12 protein-coding genes are annotated in these 18,977 nt (G+C 45.8%); 2 read left to right on the forward strand and 10 right to left on the reverse strand.

Going from position 1 to position 18,977, the window contains the following annotated elements; translation table 11 throughout:
* Positions 1 to 3 precede the first annotated feature (3 nt).
* The 5 genes from AC58QM_RS26400 to rsgA form a co-directional block, all read right to left on the reverse strand.
* Positions 4 to 669 (reverse strand): NfeD family protein, encoded by a 666-nt coding sequence (locus AC58QM_RS26400; RefSeq protein ID WP_497287785.1) that lies wholly within the window; start codon positions 667 to 669, stop codon positions 4 to 6.
* A 160-nt stretch (positions 670 to 829) separates the two neighbouring features.
* The gene (locus AC58QM_RS26405; protein ID WP_057314579.1) at positions 830 to 1,273 is read right to left on the reverse strand and encodes a GatB/YqeY domain-containing protein; all 444 of its coding nucleotides are present in this window, start codon (positions 1,271 to 1,273) and stop codon (positions 830 to 832) included.
* A gap of 8 nt (positions 1,274 to 1,281) precedes the next feature.
* Positions 1,282 to 1,455: a 30S ribosomal protein S21 gene (gene rpsU, locus AC58QM_RS26410; protein WP_028558020.1), complete on the reverse strand. Its 174-nt coding sequence runs from the start codon at positions 1,453 to 1,455 to the stop codon at positions 1,282 to 1,284.
* A 114-nt stretch (positions 1,456 to 1,569) separates the two neighbouring features.
* Positions 1,570 to 1,920: a histidine triad nucleotide-binding protein gene (locus AC58QM_RS26415; protein ID WP_497287786.1), complete on the reverse strand. Its 351-nt coding sequence runs from the start codon at positions 1,918 to 1,920 to the stop codon at positions 1,570 to 1,572.
* Between the two features lie 90 nt (positions 1,921 to 2,010).
* Positions 2,011 to 3,075: a ribosome small subunit-dependent GTPase A gene (rsgA, locus tag AC58QM_RS26420; protein WP_497287787.1), complete on the reverse strand. Its 1,065-nt coding sequence runs from the start codon at positions 3,073 to 3,075 to the stop codon at positions 2,011 to 2,013.
* Positions 3,076 to 3,266: 191 nt separating this feature from the next.
* On the opposite strand from rsgA, the gene AC58QM_RS26425 reads away from it, so the two are divergent.
* A complete protein-coding gene (locus tag AC58QM_RS26425; RefSeq protein ID WP_497287788.1) occupies positions 3,267 to 5,189 on the forward strand; it encodes an FAD-dependent oxidoreductase in 1,923 nt (640 codons plus the stop codon).
* A 76-nt stretch (positions 5,190 to 5,265) separates the two neighbouring features.
* Here the strand turns inward: AC58QM_RS26425 and AC58QM_RS26430 are convergent, their stop codons facing one another.
* The gene (locus AC58QM_RS26430; RefSeq protein ID WP_497287963.1) at positions 5,266 to 7,203 is read right to left on the reverse strand and encodes a stalk domain-containing protein; all 1,938 of its coding nucleotides are present in this window, start codon (positions 7,201 to 7,203) and stop codon (positions 5,266 to 5,268) included.
* Positions 7,204 to 7,428: 225 nt separating this feature from the next.
* Between AC58QM_RS26430 and AC58QM_RS26435 the strand changes: the two genes are divergently transcribed.
* Positions 7,429 to 8,754 (forward strand): CapA family protein, encoded by a 1,326-nt coding sequence (locus tag AC58QM_RS26435; protein WP_497287789.1) that lies wholly within the window; start codon positions 7,429 to 7,431, stop codon positions 8,752 to 8,754.
* A 147-nt stretch (positions 8,755 to 8,901) separates the two neighbouring features.
* Here AC58QM_RS26435 and AC58QM_RS26440 read toward each other — a convergent pair whose 3' ends face one another.
* The 4 genes from AC58QM_RS26440 to addA form a co-directional block, all read right to left on the reverse strand.
* On the reverse strand, positions 8,902 to 10,005 hold the full coding sequence (locus AC58QM_RS26440) for a chymotrypsin family serine protease (RefSeq protein ID WP_497287790.1): 1,104 nt from the start codon (positions 10,003 to 10,005) through the stop codon (positions 8,902 to 8,904).
* A gap of 191 nt (positions 10,006 to 10,196) precedes the next feature.
* Positions 10,197 to 13,676, reverse strand: coding sequence for an AAA family ATPase (locus tag AC58QM_RS26445; RefSeq protein ID WP_497287791.1), 3,480 nt, complete (start codon positions 13,674 to 13,676; stop codon positions 10,197 to 10,199).
* A gap of 94 nt (positions 13,677 to 13,770) precedes the next feature.
* Complete coding sequence (locus AC58QM_RS26450) at positions 13,771 to 14,946, reverse strand: exonuclease SbcCD subunit D (protein ID WP_497287792.1); 1,176 nt, start codon at positions 14,944 to 14,946, stop codon at positions 13,771 to 13,773.
* Between the two features lie 53 nt (positions 14,947 to 14,999).
* Positions 15,000 to 18,962, reverse strand: coding sequence for a helicase-exonuclease AddAB subunit AddA (addA, locus tag AC58QM_RS26455; RefSeq protein WP_497287793.1), 3,963 nt, complete (start codon positions 18,960 to 18,962; stop codon positions 15,000 to 15,002).
* Positions 18,963 to 18,977: the final 15 nt, after the last annotated feature.

Genomic DNA, 18,977 nt, shown 5'->3' on the forward strand with positions numbered 1-18,977 from the left:
CTCCTAATTGTTATGTTGGTTATCCACTTCTTTGACTACAACACGAACCCCTTCTACTTCTACAACAACAATGGCCCTGTTGGCAGAAATGAAATTCCCATTCGTAACGACATCTACGCGTTCACCCTGAATGAGGGCCGTACCCGCTGGTCGCAGCGGCGTTAACGCCTCACCCGTCAACCCGATCAAGTTGGATCGATCTGGATTTGATGTGTAGCCCTTGCTAGTCGTTAATTGCTCTTTCAGAATAAAGCGATTCCAAACACCGCGGTGCTTGAATGTCCGAATGGCAGCAATAACAACCACAATTGCCACAAGTAACGCGATGACTAGCATATAAGCCGCTTCCTTCGGATCGGAAGACGCCATCATCACGCCGCCGAACAGACAGATCGCTCCTAGCACACTGAGAATGCCGAAACTCGGAACAACTAATTCTAAAATCAAAAGGATTAAACCAATTGCCAATACGGTTAAATCACCAAAGCTTGCAAAACCTGCTAAATAGAAGCCCAAGAAATATAAACCAAAACCAGCAACACCGGCTAAGGCCAACAAGCCGCTACTGAAAAATAGCAGTTCAAGCGCAATGCCAATAATGCCAACCACCAATAAAACGGTTGCGGTTACAGGGTGGGTCAGAAACTCAGATAAGTTATCAAGAAACATCGTCGTTCACTCCTTCCCCTAAACTTTCTTATCTATAGATATGTACGTATTAGTTTATGAACTGTTTCGGTATTTCATTAGAATAATTAATAATGCTCCATAAAATGGAAAAAAGACCGAGCAGAAAAATCCACTCGATCTTCACAAAACATATTTGGTGTTAACCTAATAGTTGTTGAACTAACTGATTGATAAGTTTACCATCAGCGCGTCCTTTAACCTGAGGCATCAATGCCGTCATCACTTTGCCCATATCCGCTTTGGAAGAAGCACCAATTTGCTGGATGGTCTGCTGTACAATGGCTTTCACTTCTTCCTCAGAAAGCTGTTGCGGCATGTACTCAGCTAGAATAACAAGTTCCGCGCTCAGGTTGTCGGCTAGGTCATCTCTACCTGCCTTGGTAAATTCTTGGAGGGAATCCTTACGCTGTTTGATCTCACGAGTTAGAACATCAAGCACTTCATTGTCGTCTAAGGGTCTTTTCAGATCAATCTCAGAATTCTTAATCGTAGATCGTACCATTCGAATTACAGAGAGCTTAAACTTGTCCTGACTCTTCATCGCTTGTTTCATATCTTCGTTCAATCGATCGCTTAAGCTCATGTTGCCTCCTAGAACTTTCTTTTACGAGCAGCCTCTGATTTAAGCTTACGCTTAACGCTAGGCTTGTCATAATGCTTACGTTTCTTAACTTCTGCAAGAACGCCATCCTTAGCGATGGAACGCTTAAAGCGACGAAGTGCAGCATCTATAGTTTCGTTCTTACGAACTCGAGTTTCTGACAACAGTTTTCCCTCCCTCCGAACAGACCATCTAAGACAAAACGGTTCATCAAATCTCATTATAGGTGATAGTAATTAGGGTGTCAATCGCAAAACTGATCTTTCCTACTAGAAAGATTAGTTATGCACCCCAAGCGGAGCCAATCTGGCGCCTGCCATCAAATGATAATGCAAATGGTGAACGATTTGCCCTGCGTTTGCTCCAATGTTCGTTATTACACGATAACCGGATTCTTCTACTTCTAGTTCTCTAGCAATTTGCGCAGCAACACGCTGCATTTGCCCAACAACAGCCCAATCTTCCGGTTGTCCAGCAGCAAGTGAGGCAAAGTGCTTTTTCGGAATAATAAGGACATGAATTGGTGCTGCAGGTTGAATATCATGAAAAGCTAGAATCTGATCATCTTCATAGACTTTCTTCGAGGGAAGCTCCCCTGCAATGATTTTACAAAAAATACAATCACTCATTGATCCATTCGTCCTCCCGACATTGTTGTCCTACTTAGTTATAAGTTTATCGGAAAGCCATCAAAAAATCCAATCCAAATCTTATCGAAATTAGCGATGAGGTTGACTTTTGAGGGATTGATGGATCTTTTTCCATTTCGCTTTCTCCGCAGCCTGTAGACCTTTATCTTCTTTACGAGCCAGATATGCTAGCTCCTTCTGTAGTTTCACATAATTCTGAAATCGCTCCGCGGATAACGCGCCCGAATCCAACGCTGCTTTCACTGCACATTTCGGTTCATTCTCATGCTTACAATCTTGGAAGAAACACTGCTCTGCAAATTCTTCGATATCCTGAAACGACGTGCTGAGCCCTTCTGAGGCGCTCCAAAGCTGCAACTCTCTCATCCCTGGGGTATCAATCAAAATGCCGCCATCCGGCAGCAGAATAAGCTCACGATGCGTTGTCGTATGCTTTCCTTTGTCATCACCAGATCGAATATCACCTGTGTTTAATATATCTCGGCCATATATACGATTCACCAATGTGGATTTCCCAACACCTGAGGAACCTAAAAGCGCGACTGTTTGACCAGGCGCCATGTAACTTGCAAGTTCAGTTAAACCCCGATTCTCGGCGGAGCTAATAATATGAATAGGAACGCCTATAGCAACGCTCGCAACTTCTGCCGCGAGTTCGTCTGGATTCTCGCATAGATCTGCCTTACTCAATACGATGACGGGATTAGCCCCGCTCTCCCATGCCAAAACCAAATAGCGCTCAATTCGGCGGATATTAAAATCCTGATTCAAAGCATTTACCAGAAAAACAGTATCGACATTTGTTGCAACGATTTGTTCTTCCGTGACTTGTCCGGCCACTTTACGGGAAAACTTACTTCGACGAGGAAGCACTGCATGAATCACAGCACGCCCTTCTCCATCTCTCAGCGAAATGACAACCCAATCCCCTACAGCAGGGTAATCCTCGCGACGTAGAGCTTGGTGACGCATTTTGCCAGAAACTTCAGCCAGCACTTCGCCAACTTCCGTCTGAACGCGGTACATATGTTTATGTTCTAAGGAGACGCGGCCTGCGACAAATCCTTCTTCGTTAAGGTAAGGTTCAAACGCTTTTTCAAAAAATACATGCCATCCTAAATTTGCTTTATCCAAGTCAATAATTCATCCTCTCAAGGTGTTCTAACATGAAGTATATACCTATGCTATGCCCCCCACACGGGAAAGAATTATTTAGATTGTTTAATCCTGCAGCCCGAATTTGGCGCCGGTCAATTCATTTGTAGACTAACAGTCTAATTTTGCATATAATAGGTGTAAACCGATCGTTTGAATGGAGTGAGCGGATGAGTCAATTCATGAGAGCCTCGACCCGCAAAAAGCGTGATGTCATGATGGAAGTCGCTTTAACCATGTTTATGGATAAAGGTTATGAGAACGTCTCTGTCGATGATATTATCGCAGCTACAAGCACATCCAAAGGCACTTTTTATCATTATTTCAAAAGTAAGGATGCCATTATTTCGGCGCTGTATAACAAACAAATTCAACTGATTCAGGACTGGGTGAAACAACCTCCTTCAAAGGTTCAATCACTAGAGGGACACATTAATCGCCTCTTTTTAGACTTAGCGTCGAATATGCAACTCTCACCGCGACTTATTCGCAGTTTACAGGCCCTTTCCTTGCAAAATGATACGGTCAAATTGGAAGAGCTGCAGCAATTGAACGTATTAAAAGAAAGTTTAATGCACTGGCTCCCGGAGCCTAAAAAGATTGAACTACTCGTATGTATGTATGCCGGTACCATCCGTACTTGGTGTACGCAAGAAGATGCCGATTTACTCTCCATGATGAAAAACAACTTAGCCTGGCTATGGGTAGGCCTTCGTTCCGAAGAACCTTACGCATCGTTACAGGTAGAACCAGCCCCCAAGGAGGAAAAGCTTATGAAAGTAGCCATTATCGGTGGAGGTCTTGCTGGACTAACCGCAGCTGCATATTTATCTGAAAACCCACACGTAGAAGGTATTCTGTTTGAACGCAGTCCTCAGCTCGGAGGTCGCGCTTTTACGTATGAGAAAGCCGGTTTCACACTCAACTACGGCGCACATGCGATCTATGGAATCGATCGTCATACATTGACTACAATGGAGCGTGAGCTTGGACTATCCTTCTCTTCCAAGCAGGTGGATAAGCGAAAAGTCGTTTATGCGAAGCATAATCAACTTACAACCGCGCCGCTCGATGCCATTAATCTTCTCAAAACAGATCTGCTCAACACAATACAAAAAGTTCGTTTTGTCGGGGAAATTGCCGCTATTATCGCAAATATTCATAATATAAAAAACTACGCTACCTTAGCGGATTACCTTGCTGAGTCTAATGCGGATGAAGATGTGAAAGAGCTTTGGGAGCATCTCGTTTGTTCCAATTTCTTCATTACTCCTGAGGATGCTCGTAATGTATCTGGCGCAGTCATTAGTGAGTATTATCATAACTTGTTCCTCTCCAGTAAACCCGTCAACTACGTTTTGGGCAGTTGGGCTGTTATTACCAATCAACTGAAGCAGAAAATGACGACTTCTGGCAAATGGGAACTCGCCCTTCAAGAAGGTGTTGATGGACTTCGTTATGAAGATCGCAAATTTGTGTTAAAAACGAAAACACGTGAAATGGCGTTTGATAAAGTCATTTTCGCAATGCCGGTTCAACAAGTTGTTAAACTGCTCAAAGGAACGGCATGGGAACCTTTCCTCGCTCCATACGAGTCCAACACAGCAACAGAGGTTATGGTTTACGACATTGGGTTAAGCCGCGTAGTCGCAAGACCATTCAGTTACATCAGCGATATGGATAACAAATTGTTCATTAGTGATGTTTCTGCCACAGACCACACGTTAGTACCAGAAGGCGGGCAACTACTCCAAGGTATCGCCTACTTAAGTGATAACTTCGACAGCGATGAAGAACGTAAAGCTTATTTGGATAATAAAACATCGCAAATGGAAGCTCTGTTCGATCAACATTATCCAGGCTGGCGCGATGTCACAGCGGTAAAACGCGTATCGAAGAAAGCCATGGTATCCAGTGTTAAAAACATTGCATCCAACCGACTCTTACCAACTCGCGTCGAAAATATTCCGTTCTATTTCTGCGGAGACGGCTGCACTGGCAAAGGTGAGCTTGCAGAACGCGCATTCTCAAGTGCACGCAGCGCGGCACTATCTATCGTGCAAGAGGTGGAACAAGCTTTACAGAACGTTTAACAACGTTTCAAGACAAACAAAGCTGCTCAATATCTGACTTGTCGTCAGGTATTGAAGCAGCTTTTTTATTCAACCTTTATTTGGTTGTAATCGAAACCGTTCTCGTTACCCCGTCCCAGTTGACGGTACCTCCGAACGTCTCTCCTACGAATCTAGCAGGCGCAAGCGTGTAGCCATTCACTAGTCTAGCAGGCTCTTCCAACTCTATTGGTTTGCCATTCACATAGACAGTTCGTTGCTCAAGCGTCAGCTTAACGATTGTACTCCCTTTGGTTGCTGTAACAGATCTTGTTGCCGCATCATAATCAACCTTGGCGCCCATCGCTTCAAAAATAGCACGGAGCGGCGTGAATGTAGATCCATTCACAATGGCAGGAGCTTGCTCAAATGATTGGACTTTCCCATTGATATTGACAGAAACCTGCGATGAAATACCATACGTTCGAAACGCAACTTGCTTTCCGGATTTATTCCAGACACGAAGTTGTAATACCGAGCCCTCAGGTACTTCTCCCGCTTTTAGATCTAACCCGTAAGGCAAGCTCGTTTGAGCTGCGATTACCCGTCCATTCAAGAGGTACTCCACTTTTCCGATGTATACCTCAGGTATTTTAATAAAAGGAATAACTCTTGTTTGCTTCGTAAATGATTGGTGATCTGCATCAATTGGCACATAACCAACATGATCTGCGGGCTTAGCAGCTTCCTTTACCTCGGAGAGAAGATAAGGATTCTCTATTAATTGGCTGTAATAACTCTGAATCTCGGATGAAGTCGATAGTGAATAATCATTTTTTGCATTATCCATTTGTTGATCCACATTGAAATAGGTAATTGCTTTTAGTCTCGGATACTTGTATGGCATGATCTCGTACAAACGCTGCAAATTGAGCTTTGCCCATTCCGTATAATCTTCACCGGCAGAATGGGAATAGTGAGGAACGCCTGTCTCACTTAACATCAATGGTTTCCGATCCGCATAGGTGTTGTATAATCTTGTCAATCTCTCTACATTGCTAGTCGCTAGCATCGATGGCTGCGTGGGATCTCCATTGGAGTAAGGCTCGATATACAAGCTTACGCCGACCCAATCTACATAGGCATCACCTGGATAGTAAGGATCAATATCATTTGCAGGCACATCGCCTGGGCTCCACACCATCGCTACGTTCGGCGCTTCCGTTGCAAACACATCATGCAGCATTCTAAATTTCGCAATATACTGTGACGGATTCCCATTCCATTCTACCCAGGCACCATTCATTTCCCCAGCAAAACGCAAGAAAATTGGTATTCCTGAAGCTTTCGCTTCTTTAGCCCAACTGCGCAAATAAGCGCCGTCTGTGACTGGATCTAACCCTGAATGAGGCTCCCAAGCAATTTGCAAAGCGCCTCCTGCTTCTTTGGCACGTTTGGCATATGCGGACGGAAAGCTTTTTCCCCAAGGGGAATAGGCAAGGTAAATCGCATGCTTTTTGCCATACACAGTTTGCATTTTCGTGAAAATATTGCCGACCTTCGGGTCTAGTTCCGAATAAACACCTAGATACGCTCCATAGGCTGGTTCAAATTTAGCAAGCTTAATCCCCTGCGACTGTGTCCGTTGCTGGACAATTTGCTCGTTACTTTCCTCCCTGTACAACTCAACCGTCGTACGAATTTGGTCTGCACGTTGTAATTTTTCCGCTCCCCAATCTTTCCCAGCATTCACCCAGTATTGATTTTCTTGCTCATAGTAATGAATCGCTTGGTCATAATCACCGATAGCGTCATAATACGCATCTAATTTCCCACTAAATAACGCTGCATTCTCCCATTCCCCTGCTCCCGCATAGTAATCCGTTAGATATTTCCAATGAGGCACAGCGGCACCTGTATTTCCCGACGCGACAAGTGACTCCGCTTGCTTCCAATGATCCCAAACGACATCTGCACGCACGGGTGCAGGTGATTGCGCAATACCCGCAGTAAGAATGCCTACAGCGAGCGATAATATCCCAATTCGTTTATTCATCCTCAAGAGTAACAGACTCCCTTTCATGCTGTTCTAGTTAATCGCTTGTACTAGATACGTACGGGATATCAAAAAGTAGCACAATAATCAAAAAAATTACAAATCACCCTGTTTTATTGACAGTTTTAACCGAAATTAATTGCATTTCAACACGACCATTCGATGCCATCCGCAACCATTAATTGTTAAAATATAGAAAAAGTTGCACGAAAGGGTCTGTGACTCATGAAAATATACGGAGCAAGTCTTCTACTCGTGGCTTGTTTGAGCATGCTGATTGTTGGTTGTGAGACTGCGCTCCATTCTTTGTCATTGGAGAATGTGTCAGAGAATGTGACAACAATAAGTTCAGTAACTGAGTCACCGGTACCGACGCAAGCGCAAAGTTCAAGTTTGAGTTCAAGTTCAAGTTCAAGTTCAAGTTCAAATTCAAGTTCAACATCAACATCAAATTCATATTCAACACCAACACCAACACCAAAAATGGCAGATAACATTCGAGAATCTTTGTCGACCGATCTTATTGGGGTAAATAAGAATGACACTACCCTTGGTGTCGTATATGTACAACCAACTCCATCCAAACAAGAAGATCAAGAACCCCTGCATATTATTTTTGCTGGAGATGCCATGTTCGATTGGTCGGTAAAAGACGCGATCAGCCGAAACGGACCTGATTATCCATTTCGACATATTCAATCCGATATCGCGCAGGCCGATTTCTCTTTCGTCAATCTCGAAACAGCTGTTACGCTTGAAGATGCGAAGGATACCAATCAGATTTATAATTTCAAATCGAATCCAGAATCGCTTGCAGGACTTAAAGATGCCGGTTTCGATATGGTTTCCGTAGCAAATAATCATTCAATGGATTTCTTACAGAAAGGGTTTCTTGATACACTGACCCATCTAGATAATGCTGGTTTGCTCTATGTCGGGGGTGGTCTGAATGCCCGAGAAGCTTACCAAGCAAAGAGTGTTATCCTGAAAGGAAAAAAAGTGAAATTCCTTGCATTTTCTCGCTTTATCCCGACTGGTGATTGGTTCGCAGGACCGAACAAGCCTGGAATAGCTCAAGCTTATGATCGTAAACCTGTACTCGATGCCATTGCGCGCGAGCGTGCAGATTCGGACTATGTCCTGGTTTACCTTCATTGGGGCGTCGAGATGAATAATCGTCCCGAGCCTTGGCAGCGTGAGTTCGCTAAACAAATCATTGATGCTGGCGCAGATGCGATCATCGGCAGTCATGTACATGTCTTGCAAGGTTTTGAGTATTACAAAGGCAAACCCATTGCCTATTCGATTGGTAATTTTCTCTTTCCTGACTACGTAACTGGTCCCAAAGCAGATACTGGTTTACTTCATTTGAAACTAGCAGAGGATCAAATTCAAATGTCTTTTCAACCTTTTTATATCGAAAAAAATCAGATTATCTCCAAAGGCACACCCTATGTTGATAAGCAATTAGCTTATCTGCAATCTATTTCTTACGGCGTGGAACTCGAAGGTCAAAATATTCGACCAAATGTAGAGATTGCCAGTCGATAATGGACTACCATAGGAATAAACTTGGCGGATGTTACTATGTACAGGAATTACAATGTAATTCGCGCTCTTTTCAGAACGCAAAGCATGTAATTCCCTCAGATCATCGAGCTGTTGAACATTCCGCGTGGGATTATCGCATTCTTTTACTTACTTATGCGACCTTACCAAGACAGCTCTCGTACGCTTCCGTTGCTGCTCTGTTAAAGGCTGCACATAGGATGCATCGCCAAGCGGCGCTGCGCCTTTCACACGACCAGCTTTAAAAGTTCCACCTGCTGCAGGAATGGCCGTACGCACATTATAAGTGGACATCACGACACCAATCGGATTACAAATGGAACGTAAGCCATCTGCTGGACCAGCGAAGTTAAGTGCTACCGCATAGCGATCGCTAGCGCGAAGCCAGACGGAACCCGAATCACCAGGAAGTGAAACTGGTCCTGAAGTACCAACGATGACAGACTGATTTCTAAATAACAATGTACCTAAACTTCCCCCGTAGGATACACGCACATCTACATTATTAGACTCTACGGTACCGCGGACAGCCCCCGTGGTTCGTCCAGATTTAAATACCCGAAGTCCGACAGGATAACTTAATAGATGACCAGGTACTGTGATTAATTGACCTGATGAACTACGTAAATACCGTGGATTCAATAAACTGTTTGAAGTCGGAAGCGAGATGCATGAGTCCTGAAAGTTAACTTCGCTTGGGCGTAGCGGCACGAACTGGAAGGCTCTGCCTACGCGATCAGTTCCAGATACGCCTCCATCTGCTGGTCCTGGTTGTACGGTTTCTGAAAATGTGGAGGAATTATCTCTAATCAATACATGGTTATTACTGAGGATATAGAGCTGATTATTCTTAATAACAATTAATCCAGCAGTTCCTGTCGAGGAGGGACTTGTTTTCCCAATGCTCACACCGCCCGGTACCGGACGATTGCGATTTTGAAAGCTCACTGCTTTGTAGGCCTTCGGTTTTGCAGCCTTGTACACATGCGATTTAAACGAGTTGGAGGAGAGAAAGCGAACCGGCACGGATGAACCTAATTTGGAGGCAACGCTTTTGAGGTTATTCAGTCCAGATGGCACTATTTTTTGATGGGTATATACGATAACACCTGCACCTGCGGATGGCTTTTTGGGATCGGCATACCCAACCCCAACTCCGATAACCTCTGCCCTTTTCAATAGCATAGGCGATAGTCGATTCTTATGTTTCAGCGCTTCATGAAATGTTGCCATGCCCATTCCCCTTTTCGTCATGTTGGTGCAGTGTATGCCAACTTGTACGTTTCGGCTTGATACCTTTACCTAGTGCTTTCGTTAGAAATTAAAAAAGGCTAATGACACTTTACGTCATTAGCCTTTTGGTTATTAGGTAGATTATTTCTGTATATCCGTGCTTCAACTTCGGCACACAGAGACAAGTATTCTCAAAGCTCTTCGAGTGAAATACGACTTCCACGACCTGAAGGTTCTGCCGGATGAACGATTAGTTTGCGAACGAGTCTCGCTCGCAGTTCTGGCACGTGCGAGATAACACCTACGGCTAGTCGGTCTGTATGCAGCTTTTCTAGTGCACCAATCACCATATCTAGCAACTCTTGGTCAAGCGTACCAAAGCCTTCATCAAGGAAGAAAAACTCCAACGGATATTCGCCTTTTAGTTGAATCTGTGCGGACAAGGCTAAGGCCAATGCTAAAGAGGTAAGGAATGTTTCTCCGCCGGATAATGTACCCACCGGACGTTTCACCCCGCCATTCGCATCATCACGAATGACGAAGCCACCGCCAGAGTCGACTTCAATGCCATATCGTCTACGCGTCAATTCCCCAAGTCGCTCCGATGCGGCACGACTTACTTGCATCAACTGCTCTTCGGCGAGATACTCGACGAAGGCGTTGGCCTTGAGCACGGCTTGCAGCTTCCCAAGCCGCTCCAGCTGCGTCGCTTGCTCCATCCGCTGCGCCTCGAGCTCGCACCAGCGCAAGTGCCGCGCAGCGAGCTCGCTTGCGCCCTGCGCCGCCTTGGCCCGCGCCTCCAGCGCGGCCTCGGCGCCAGCCTTCGCGTCGCTCAGCTGCGCCTGCGACTGCGCCCACTCGGCCGCGCTCAGCACGCGGCCCTGCAGCTTCGCTGCCAGCTGCGCCAGCTGGGCGCGCAGCGCCTGCTCACGCTCGCGGTGCTCCGCCGCGAGCTGCGCCCAATCGCGGCGCTGCTCAGGCGCCAGCGCCGCGGCCTCTGCGGCTTCGCGCGACGCGAAGCCGCTCTTCTCGAGCGCGCCGGCAAGCGCGCGCTCGGTTTGCACCTGCTGCCGCGCGGCGGCGGCAGCGGCTTCGGCGGCGGCGCTGTAGCGCTGCGCCGCCAGGGACTGCTCGCGCTGCGCAGCAGCGTGCGCGAGCTTGGTCTGCTGCGCGAGCTGCCGCAGCTGGGCAAGCGCGGAGGTCGCCTCCGCGATGAGCTGCGGCACCGCCGCGCCAGGCGCGCGCAGAGCGAGCTGCCGCGACTTGTCGGCGGCGAGCTGCGCGAGCCCTTGCAGCCGCTCATGGAGCTGCAAGGCTGTACGGTCACGCTCCTGTGCAGCAAGGTGAAGTCGCTCGATGTTGGCGATGAGCTCCTCCAGAAAAGGAATGCTCTTCTCGAGGCGTCCACGCAATTCGTCGGCTAGTCGCTCGTTATCAAGGAGTTGATGAAGTTGATCATCAACTTTATCCCATAATAAACCTGCATAATGTGAATCCCATTGATCTCTTTGCTCACGAATACCTTCCTTTAACCCGTTGAGCCTACTTTCTGCTTCGACCAACAAACTAGACGCGGCATGCTCCTGCGTACTGAGAACGAGTTCCTGTTTGGCAAGATGGGAATGCTCCATCTGTAAAGCTTGATACATGTTCTCACATTCTTCTATCTGCGAAGCAGTTGCTCGGAAGAATGATTCCATACTATCCCATTCATTGAGCCAATCTGTCACACTCAGGTCTGCATATGAACTACGCACATCCAGAAGTTCATGCGCTTCTTTGCCTGCTGCAGCTTCTTGTAAAGCAAGGGGCTTGATCGCATCGTCTTCCTGCTTCTCTACTACTTCGCTTGGGAAAGACAGCGTTGTAGCCTGCTGTTTCACATTAGCCATTTTCCGAAATACTTGAGCACTTTCAAATTGTCTTTCTTTCGCCAGACGTAGCAGTTGCTCTACTTGATCCAACAAACCTTCAGAACGGGCGGTTTCACTTGTAGTTACGGAGGTTCCTATGCTCAAACGAAGAGCCGGATGATCCAATCCTCCACAGACCGGACAGGGTTCACCCGCTTCCAGTTCAGCAGCTAGCAAAGCGGCCAAATTGTGTCGTTCAAGATCTTTCTGCAGTTTACGTTGTGTTTCCAGCCAATCTTGTAATCTTTCAACAAACGTTGTATAAAAGCCGTCTTGTCTCTGTATTTGCTCCTCCCAATCAGCATAGGAAGAAAACCATCCGATTAGCTTCGCATAAAGATCCGTTTGCTTGTCCACAACCGCGCCTCTGGCATGTTTCACTGCCAAACTCGCAGACTTTTTATCTTCTGTATTTCGCTTCGCTTCCAACTCTTGTGTCTGAAGCTGTAATATTGCTTTTTTCTGAACAACAGCACTTTGCAGCAGTTGCCTCTTGGTAGCATCCGTCTCTACTAGCTTCAATTGTGCTTTCAGTTCGTTTTGTTTCGCCACTGCTTTTTGTTTCGTCTCATTGGATTTAGTAATCTCTACTTGTAAACTAGAAAGCGCCGACTTGACTTCAGCCTCTTGTGTTTGTGTAAGTTGAATGTGCTGTTGAACCTGTTCAAGCTCCTTTTGAATAACTAGCGCTTGTTCCAATTGATCCAAACGGAGTACGAGTGGTCCTTCCTGCACCTCTAAATCATGTTGTGCTTTGTCAAAAGCTATCGTCGCCTGTTTAAAAACCGTTTCGGCAATCACCTGTGAAGATGTTGCTGTTTCTAGCAGCCCTTCGTTTGACAGCACTTCTTTTACTGCCAACTTATGCTGATCTAAGTAAGGAACTACCCGCTCCGCTTGTTCTGCGAGCTTCAACAGATGTTCCTTTTCGGCAATAAACCCATCATGTTCTTGATGCTTCTGTTGCTCAACGGCTAGAAATTCCGATTCCTGAATCCACTGGTAGACTTGCTTATTTTCCTCATAAGCCTTCTCCTGCTGTTCCAAATGGAGTCGACTGCGAACCGCTTCTTGTTCTGTCTCAAGCAATTTGTTATTTGCTTCCTCCAACGCGGAAGTGGTCGCATCACCTAAACCTTGCTGTTCCGCAGCAAGTTGTTTAACTGCGCTGTCCGTTTCTTTTACTTTAGAGCTAACCTTAGCACTTAAATGGTCACCATAGGTTTCAAGATGGAAAAGTCGTTGCAGCATTTGTCTACGATCTTTCCCTGTCAAGGTCAGAAACTCAGCAAACTTCCCTTGTGGGAGTACAACAGCTCTTGTAAAGTCTTGCATCGACAGCCCTAGAATACTCTGGATCTGTTGATTGACCTCACCTGCCTTATCTGCGAGCACGATCGTTTCACTATCGCGTATATGTAAAAGACGTGAGATGGTTCCATTAATGGACATCTCTGCCCCACGCTTGAATTGCCGCTCAACTCGGTAACGCTCTGTACTCGTCGCATTCGTCAGTTCAAATGTAAAAGAAACGAACAGCGTTTGCTCCGCATGATTCATTATCGCTTGCGTGCCTCCGCTTGCTCTTTCTACTTTGCCATATAACGAAAGAGTGATCGCATCAAGAATCGAGGATTTCCCACTTCCCGTTGGCCCAAATATACCAAAAACACCCGCATCTACGAGTTGGCTAAAATCAATCGTCTGCAGCTCCCGATAGCTTTGCAAACCAGACATCTGTAGCTGTATTGGACGCATCGTGCTATCCTCCTTTCATCATTCCCCCAAGTTATCCACAAGCACTAATTGGGGAAAAGATCAATTTTCTTATCTCTCTTGCCTCGCAGTTTACTCAACCTGACGCATCCCCTAAATCTTTCTCTTCCAACAGCTCCAAAAACAATTGAATTAGCGCAGGCTCTGGCTGTGCGCCTCCCGTTTGGCGAGCATAAAAGCGTGTAAAATGCTCTTCCATCGAAAAAGCCGCCTTCGGCATAGTTGATCGCACTGCTTCCATTTCTGGATAGATGGGACGAATATGGACGAATCCATCATAAGCTTTGCGTAATGCTTGTATTTGTTCAATGGACATGGCAGATGTCATTGTGATCTCCAAGTCAATCCATGCTGTGCTATCTTTTTGTTCATCCAGCCATTGATGCACCTGTCCAATTCCTTCCTTGGCCTTCCAACTCACCAGTGGACGACCCGAGGTCAAGAAAATCTCCTGCGGCTCCGCCACCTGCCCTGGCGCAAGATCAAGAATCGTCACAGATTTGGCTTGACCTGCTTCTGAGAAGCTATAGGCGATTGGCGATCCACTATATCGAATAAGAGACTCAGCCTTTACATTTTGCGGGCGATGCAAATGACCTAGTGCGACATATTGTGCCCCTGCTGTCAAAGCGGTTGTATCAACCGTATAAGCACCGCCAACTTGAATAGGACGTTCCGATTCCGTTTCATGACCGCCTAGTACGTAGAGATGACTCATGATCAAATTCACAGTACCGCTCTCGAAAGATGCTGCTTGCTTACGAATTAGAACACCAACCCGCTCTGAATATTTGCTGCGCAGTACTTCTTCCTCCGCAATATCAGATAGCAATTCCTTTAAACGAGATTCCGAAGGATACGGTAAAGCGATTAGGCGAGCAAGCTCACCCGTTCGCGCTATGCCAATGGATTGAATATCTGGAATCGGTAAACCAATCAACGTGATCCCTTGTGCTGCAGCTAATGGACCCGAAGCCGCAAGTCGATCCGGATGATCGTGATTGCCAGAAATAATCGCGACTTGCCTTTTACCACCATTCGCAAGTCTCGCAATGCCTTCATAAAATAACTGTTCCGCTGCCGCAGGAGGGTTCACGCTGTCATAAATATCACCAGCAATTAATACCAAATCAATTGCTTGATCTTCTACAATAGAGACGAGCTCATCCATGAAAGCGACCTGCTCTTCCATGCGGCTGCGCCCTTCCAAGGCTCGTCCAAAATGCCAATCCGCCGTGTGTAAAATTCGCATGTCTCATCTCCTTTCTGAATGTTCCACGATATCTATTTCAATCTACTATTTCCCTACATTTCTACTAGTTTAGCTCCGTCAAAGAAATAGAGAAACTTCCCCTGAACAGGACGTTTCCAAATATGTTCCACTGCTCGTGCATATAACGTAATTTGCTTCTCATAGCGAGTTTGAAGTTCTGATTCGGTGCTGCCCCTTACGGCATCTGTCTTATAATCCACGAGAACTAAACCCAGCTCATCTTCAAATAGACAATCAATAACCCCTTGAATAAGCACAGTCTCGCCTAATGTGGATGGATCTGTCTCAGAATACACCTCATCTGCTGGCAATCCATAACTAAATGGAACCTCTCGCTGCACATTGCGCGACTGAATCATTCGTTTGCCCACCGATGTCTCAAAAAATTTCAATATAACAGGAATATCTACCACATCACGCTGATCCTGCGTCATCGTTTGTTTATTCAACATCTCTTGGAGCGTTGTTTGAATGCTTGCCTCGGTAGGCGTATCGACCAAAGACATGTTTTGCATAACGGCATGAACAACGGTCCCTTTCTCTGCTGCCGTTAACTTCTTCTCTTCCATAAATCTCGGTCTACGCCATATCGAAGCCGCTGGTTGACTGACCATTGGCACGGTACCTTGGTTGAATAAAGTATCAGCATGGACAGGCGACTCAAATTCATCTGCAATACGATTCAATTCAGATAACCGTTTCATTTCCGAAACCGTCGTTTTGGCAAAGTGCTTCGGCGCATCCGGAAAGTCATATTCCCATGATAGCCGCGCTTCTAATGCCTCTTTCCACTTCCCAGAGGTATCAACTGCTTCTCGTTGTTGAATCGCCATGAAACGATCATGATCTGGCACAACTACCTCATCATTAAGTACATCCAGCGTCTGTAGACTATCTGGTGTTATCACAGTCAACTTCCACTGAGATGGATCACGCAGCAATCGAACATCTGATGAATCTTCACTGATTCCAAGCCGCTCACGCCACAAAGTCGCATCGGGATGACGCAGCAGAGCAGGTCCAACCCAATCCAAATAACTCTTCGCTTTAGCCAACTCAAAATCAGGCAAATACCAAGTATCTCGTGATAAGTGGCGCCCCCAACCCTTTAAGAGCTTATCGAGAGATTTTACCGTGCCTAGCAAATACAATTTCTCCCGCGCTCTTGTGAGTGCGACATATAGGACGCGCATTTCTTCCGCTAGAAGTTCAAGCTTTAGCCTTTTCTTAATGGCAAGTGAAGGTAGAGTAGGGTAACTAACACGTAACGTGGTATCTACGAATCGCGGACCAAAACCCAACTCCTTATGCAATAAGAACGCCTCATTCAAATCTCGCTGATTAAACATCTTGGCCATACCAGCCACAAAAACAACAGGAAACTCCAAGCCCTTACTCTTATGAATGGACATAATGCGTACGACATCTTCCTGTTCACCGAGTGCACGCGCGGTCCCAAGATCGCCGCCACTTTCTTTCATCCGCTCGATAAAGCGTAAGAAACGGAACAATCCACGAAGCGATGTACTCTCGTATTGTCTCGCTCTATCATAAAGCGCTCGTAGATTAGCTTGTCTTTGCATGCCGCCAGGTAAACCACCAGCGAAATCGTAATAGCCTGTTTGTCTAAAAATATGCCATATCAAGTCAGCGAGAGAGCCTTGTCTAGCGTCATTACGCCATTGTTCCAATTGCACAAGAAACTGCTCCAATTTAATTGATAGTTCGTCTTTTTGTGTAATTAAACTATGTTGGACTGTACGTAATACAGACTCATAGAAAGCTACGGATTTATCCGCAACTCGAATCTGCGCCAAGTCTTCAGCTGTCAGTCCTACCATCGGAGAACGTAATACAGCAGCCAATGGAACGTCCTGATAAGGGTTGTCGATAACTTTTAATAATGAAAGCATGGTTTCGACTTCCGTTGCAGAGAAGTAACCTGTACTTAACTCTGCATAAGCAGGAATGCCTTGTTTCTTTAGCTCGTCAATTAAAATCGGGGACCAGGCTTGAGTTGCTCTTAGTAATATTACGATATCCCTGTAGGTTGCAGGGCGATCACCGCCTGATCTTTTATCAAAAACTTGAAATGATTCTTGACCCCCTGAGCCCAACAGCCCTCTGATTTGAAGAGCGATAGTACGAGCTTCAAGCTGTGCCGTTTCCAGCTCTTCCGCTTCTAGCGCAGGATCCACCCCATTTTCTGCACCATCAGCAGTCATGTCATCCCCAGTTTCATCGGATTCTTCATTGAATACTTCGCTCTTATCCGTGCCATCTTTGCCACGGTCAATCAACAACATCTCCACAGAACAATCCGACGCAGACGGCGGGTAACCCGCTCCATATACCAATTCAGCACGTTCATCGTAGGCAATTTCACCCACGGTTTCATTCATCATTTGTTTAAAAATAAAGTTAACAGCATCGACCACTTGAATACGACTTCGAAAATTTCTCGCTAAATCAATGCGTCCACCGTTCAATTCATGATCGGTATCAGCTTCCTTATTGGAACGATACGCTTTGTACTTTTCTAAAAATAGACCAGGTTCTGCCAATCGAAAACGATAAATACTTTGTTTCACATCACCAACCATAAAACGATTTCCTGGCTTTGAGGTTGAAATCAACTCGACAATCGCTTCTTGGACACGATTCGTATCTTGATATTCATCCAACAAGACTTCGGCAAATTGTTTCCGATAGGATTGGGCTGCTTCAGAAGGGTACAATTCACCAGGCATGGAACCTGGCGCACTTAAAATTTGCAAACAGTAATGCTCCAAATCAGCAAAGTCAATCAGACCTTTCGCTGCTTTTGCCGATTGATATCGATGTCCAAAATCAACAATGAGATCAACGAGAACATGAAGCAACGGCGCCATTTCTGTAATTTCTTGATGAAATTGTTCTGGTGTACGTCCGAAAAGCTCATCTTTTAATTTATTAATTTGTTCCTTTGCCTTATTGCGTAATTCTTTGACTTCTTCTTGCAGTCCTTTATCGTAATCATCACCTTTACAGGCTTTGAGTTTACCGAACTCTACGGTTTGAAAACCACGATACAAGACGGACCAGGGATACGTCGTTGTTTCCAATAAATTATGAACAAGCTCTAAATCATCACGCAGATTTTCAATATAAGGGGCAGGTCCTCCAGGGGATTCTGCGATGTTAATCGCTTGTCCTAGTAAATCCGCTGCCCCTTCTAATTCCAGAGAAAGATCTCGAACTAGACTCTGCTCCCATAACGAATAATCCACGGGCGCTGATGCCACGGCAACATAGGGCAGTGCTTCTTCAATTACATTTCTTTCTTCCTCCACCTCTACTCGGTCCGTATGTTGCTCTGGAGGCCCAAACATAGACGCCGTCCCTCTTAACCAATGCTCCGGCCAAGGATGACTACGAGATACGTCGTAAAGCTTCTGGATCAGCAGCATTATCGCGCTATCATTGCGCTCACCGCTAAAAGAGTCAACCAAGCTCCAGAAAGCGCTGTTCTCATCACTTGCTGCATAATATTCTTCCAGCATCTCACCTAGCAAATCCTGGCGAAGTAAATCAGCCTCTGTTTCATTCGCTATGCGAAAGCCAGGATCCAATTTGATAAGGCTGAAATAACGTTGAACAACTTCTAAACAAAAGGAATGCAAAGTTGTAATTGAAGCCTTGCCCATCAAAGCTAATTGCTTGCGCAAATGCTGCGAATGCGGCTGTTTCATTAATTCTTTTTCAAGTGCCTCACGAATCCGATGCTTCATTTCGGAAGCTGCTGCCTTCGTAAAGGTTGCGACGAGTAATCGATCTACGTCAATCGGTTCCCACTCATTGGAAATCCGTCGAATGATACGTTCCACGAGTACGGCCGTTTTACCAGAGCCCGCTGCAGCGGCAACGAGCATGTTTTGCCCTTTGAGGGTAATGGCATCCCATTGATCATCCGTCCATGTACTTCCAAGGGGTTTAGGTTCTTGCTGTTGTGTCACCTTGTACGCTCCTTT

Source organism: Paenibacillus sp. J22P165, assembly GCF_059692015.1.

Coding starts and splice junctions, on each gene's coding strand:
- AC58QM_RS26400 (WP_497287785.1), bottom strand. CDS start 669: ATGTTTCTTGATAACTTATCTGAGTTTCTGACCCACCCTGTAACCGCA.
- AC58QM_RS26405 (WP_057314579.1), bottom strand. CDS start 1,273: ATGAGCTTAAGCGATCGATTGAACGAAGATATGAAACAAGCGATGAAG.
- AC58QM_RS26415 (WP_497287786.1), bottom strand. CDS start 1,920: ATGAGTGATTGTATTTTTTGTAAAATCATTGCAGGGGAGCTTCCCTCG.
- AC58QM_RS26425 (WP_497287788.1), top strand. CDS start 3,267: ATGAGTCAATTCATGAGAGCCTCGACCCGCAAAAAGCGTGATGTCATG.
- AC58QM_RS26430 (WP_497287963.1), bottom strand. CDS start 7,203: ATGAATAAACGAATTGGGATATTATCGCTCGCTGTAGGCATTCTTACT.
- AC58QM_RS26435 (WP_497287789.1), top strand. CDS start 7,429: ATGAAAATATACGGAGCAAGTCTTCTACTCGTGGCTTGTTTGAGCATG.
- AC58QM_RS26440 (WP_497287790.1), bottom strand. CDS start 10,005: ATGGCAACATTTCATGAAGCGCTGAAACATAAGAATCGACTATCGCCT.
- AC58QM_RS26445 (WP_497287791.1), bottom strand. CDS start 13,676: ATGCGTCCAATACAGCTACAGATGTCTGGTTTGCAAAGCTATCGGGAG.
- AC58QM_RS26450 (WP_497287792.1), bottom strand. CDS start 14,946: ATGCGAATTTTACACACGGCGGATTGGCATTTTGGACGAGCCTTGGAA.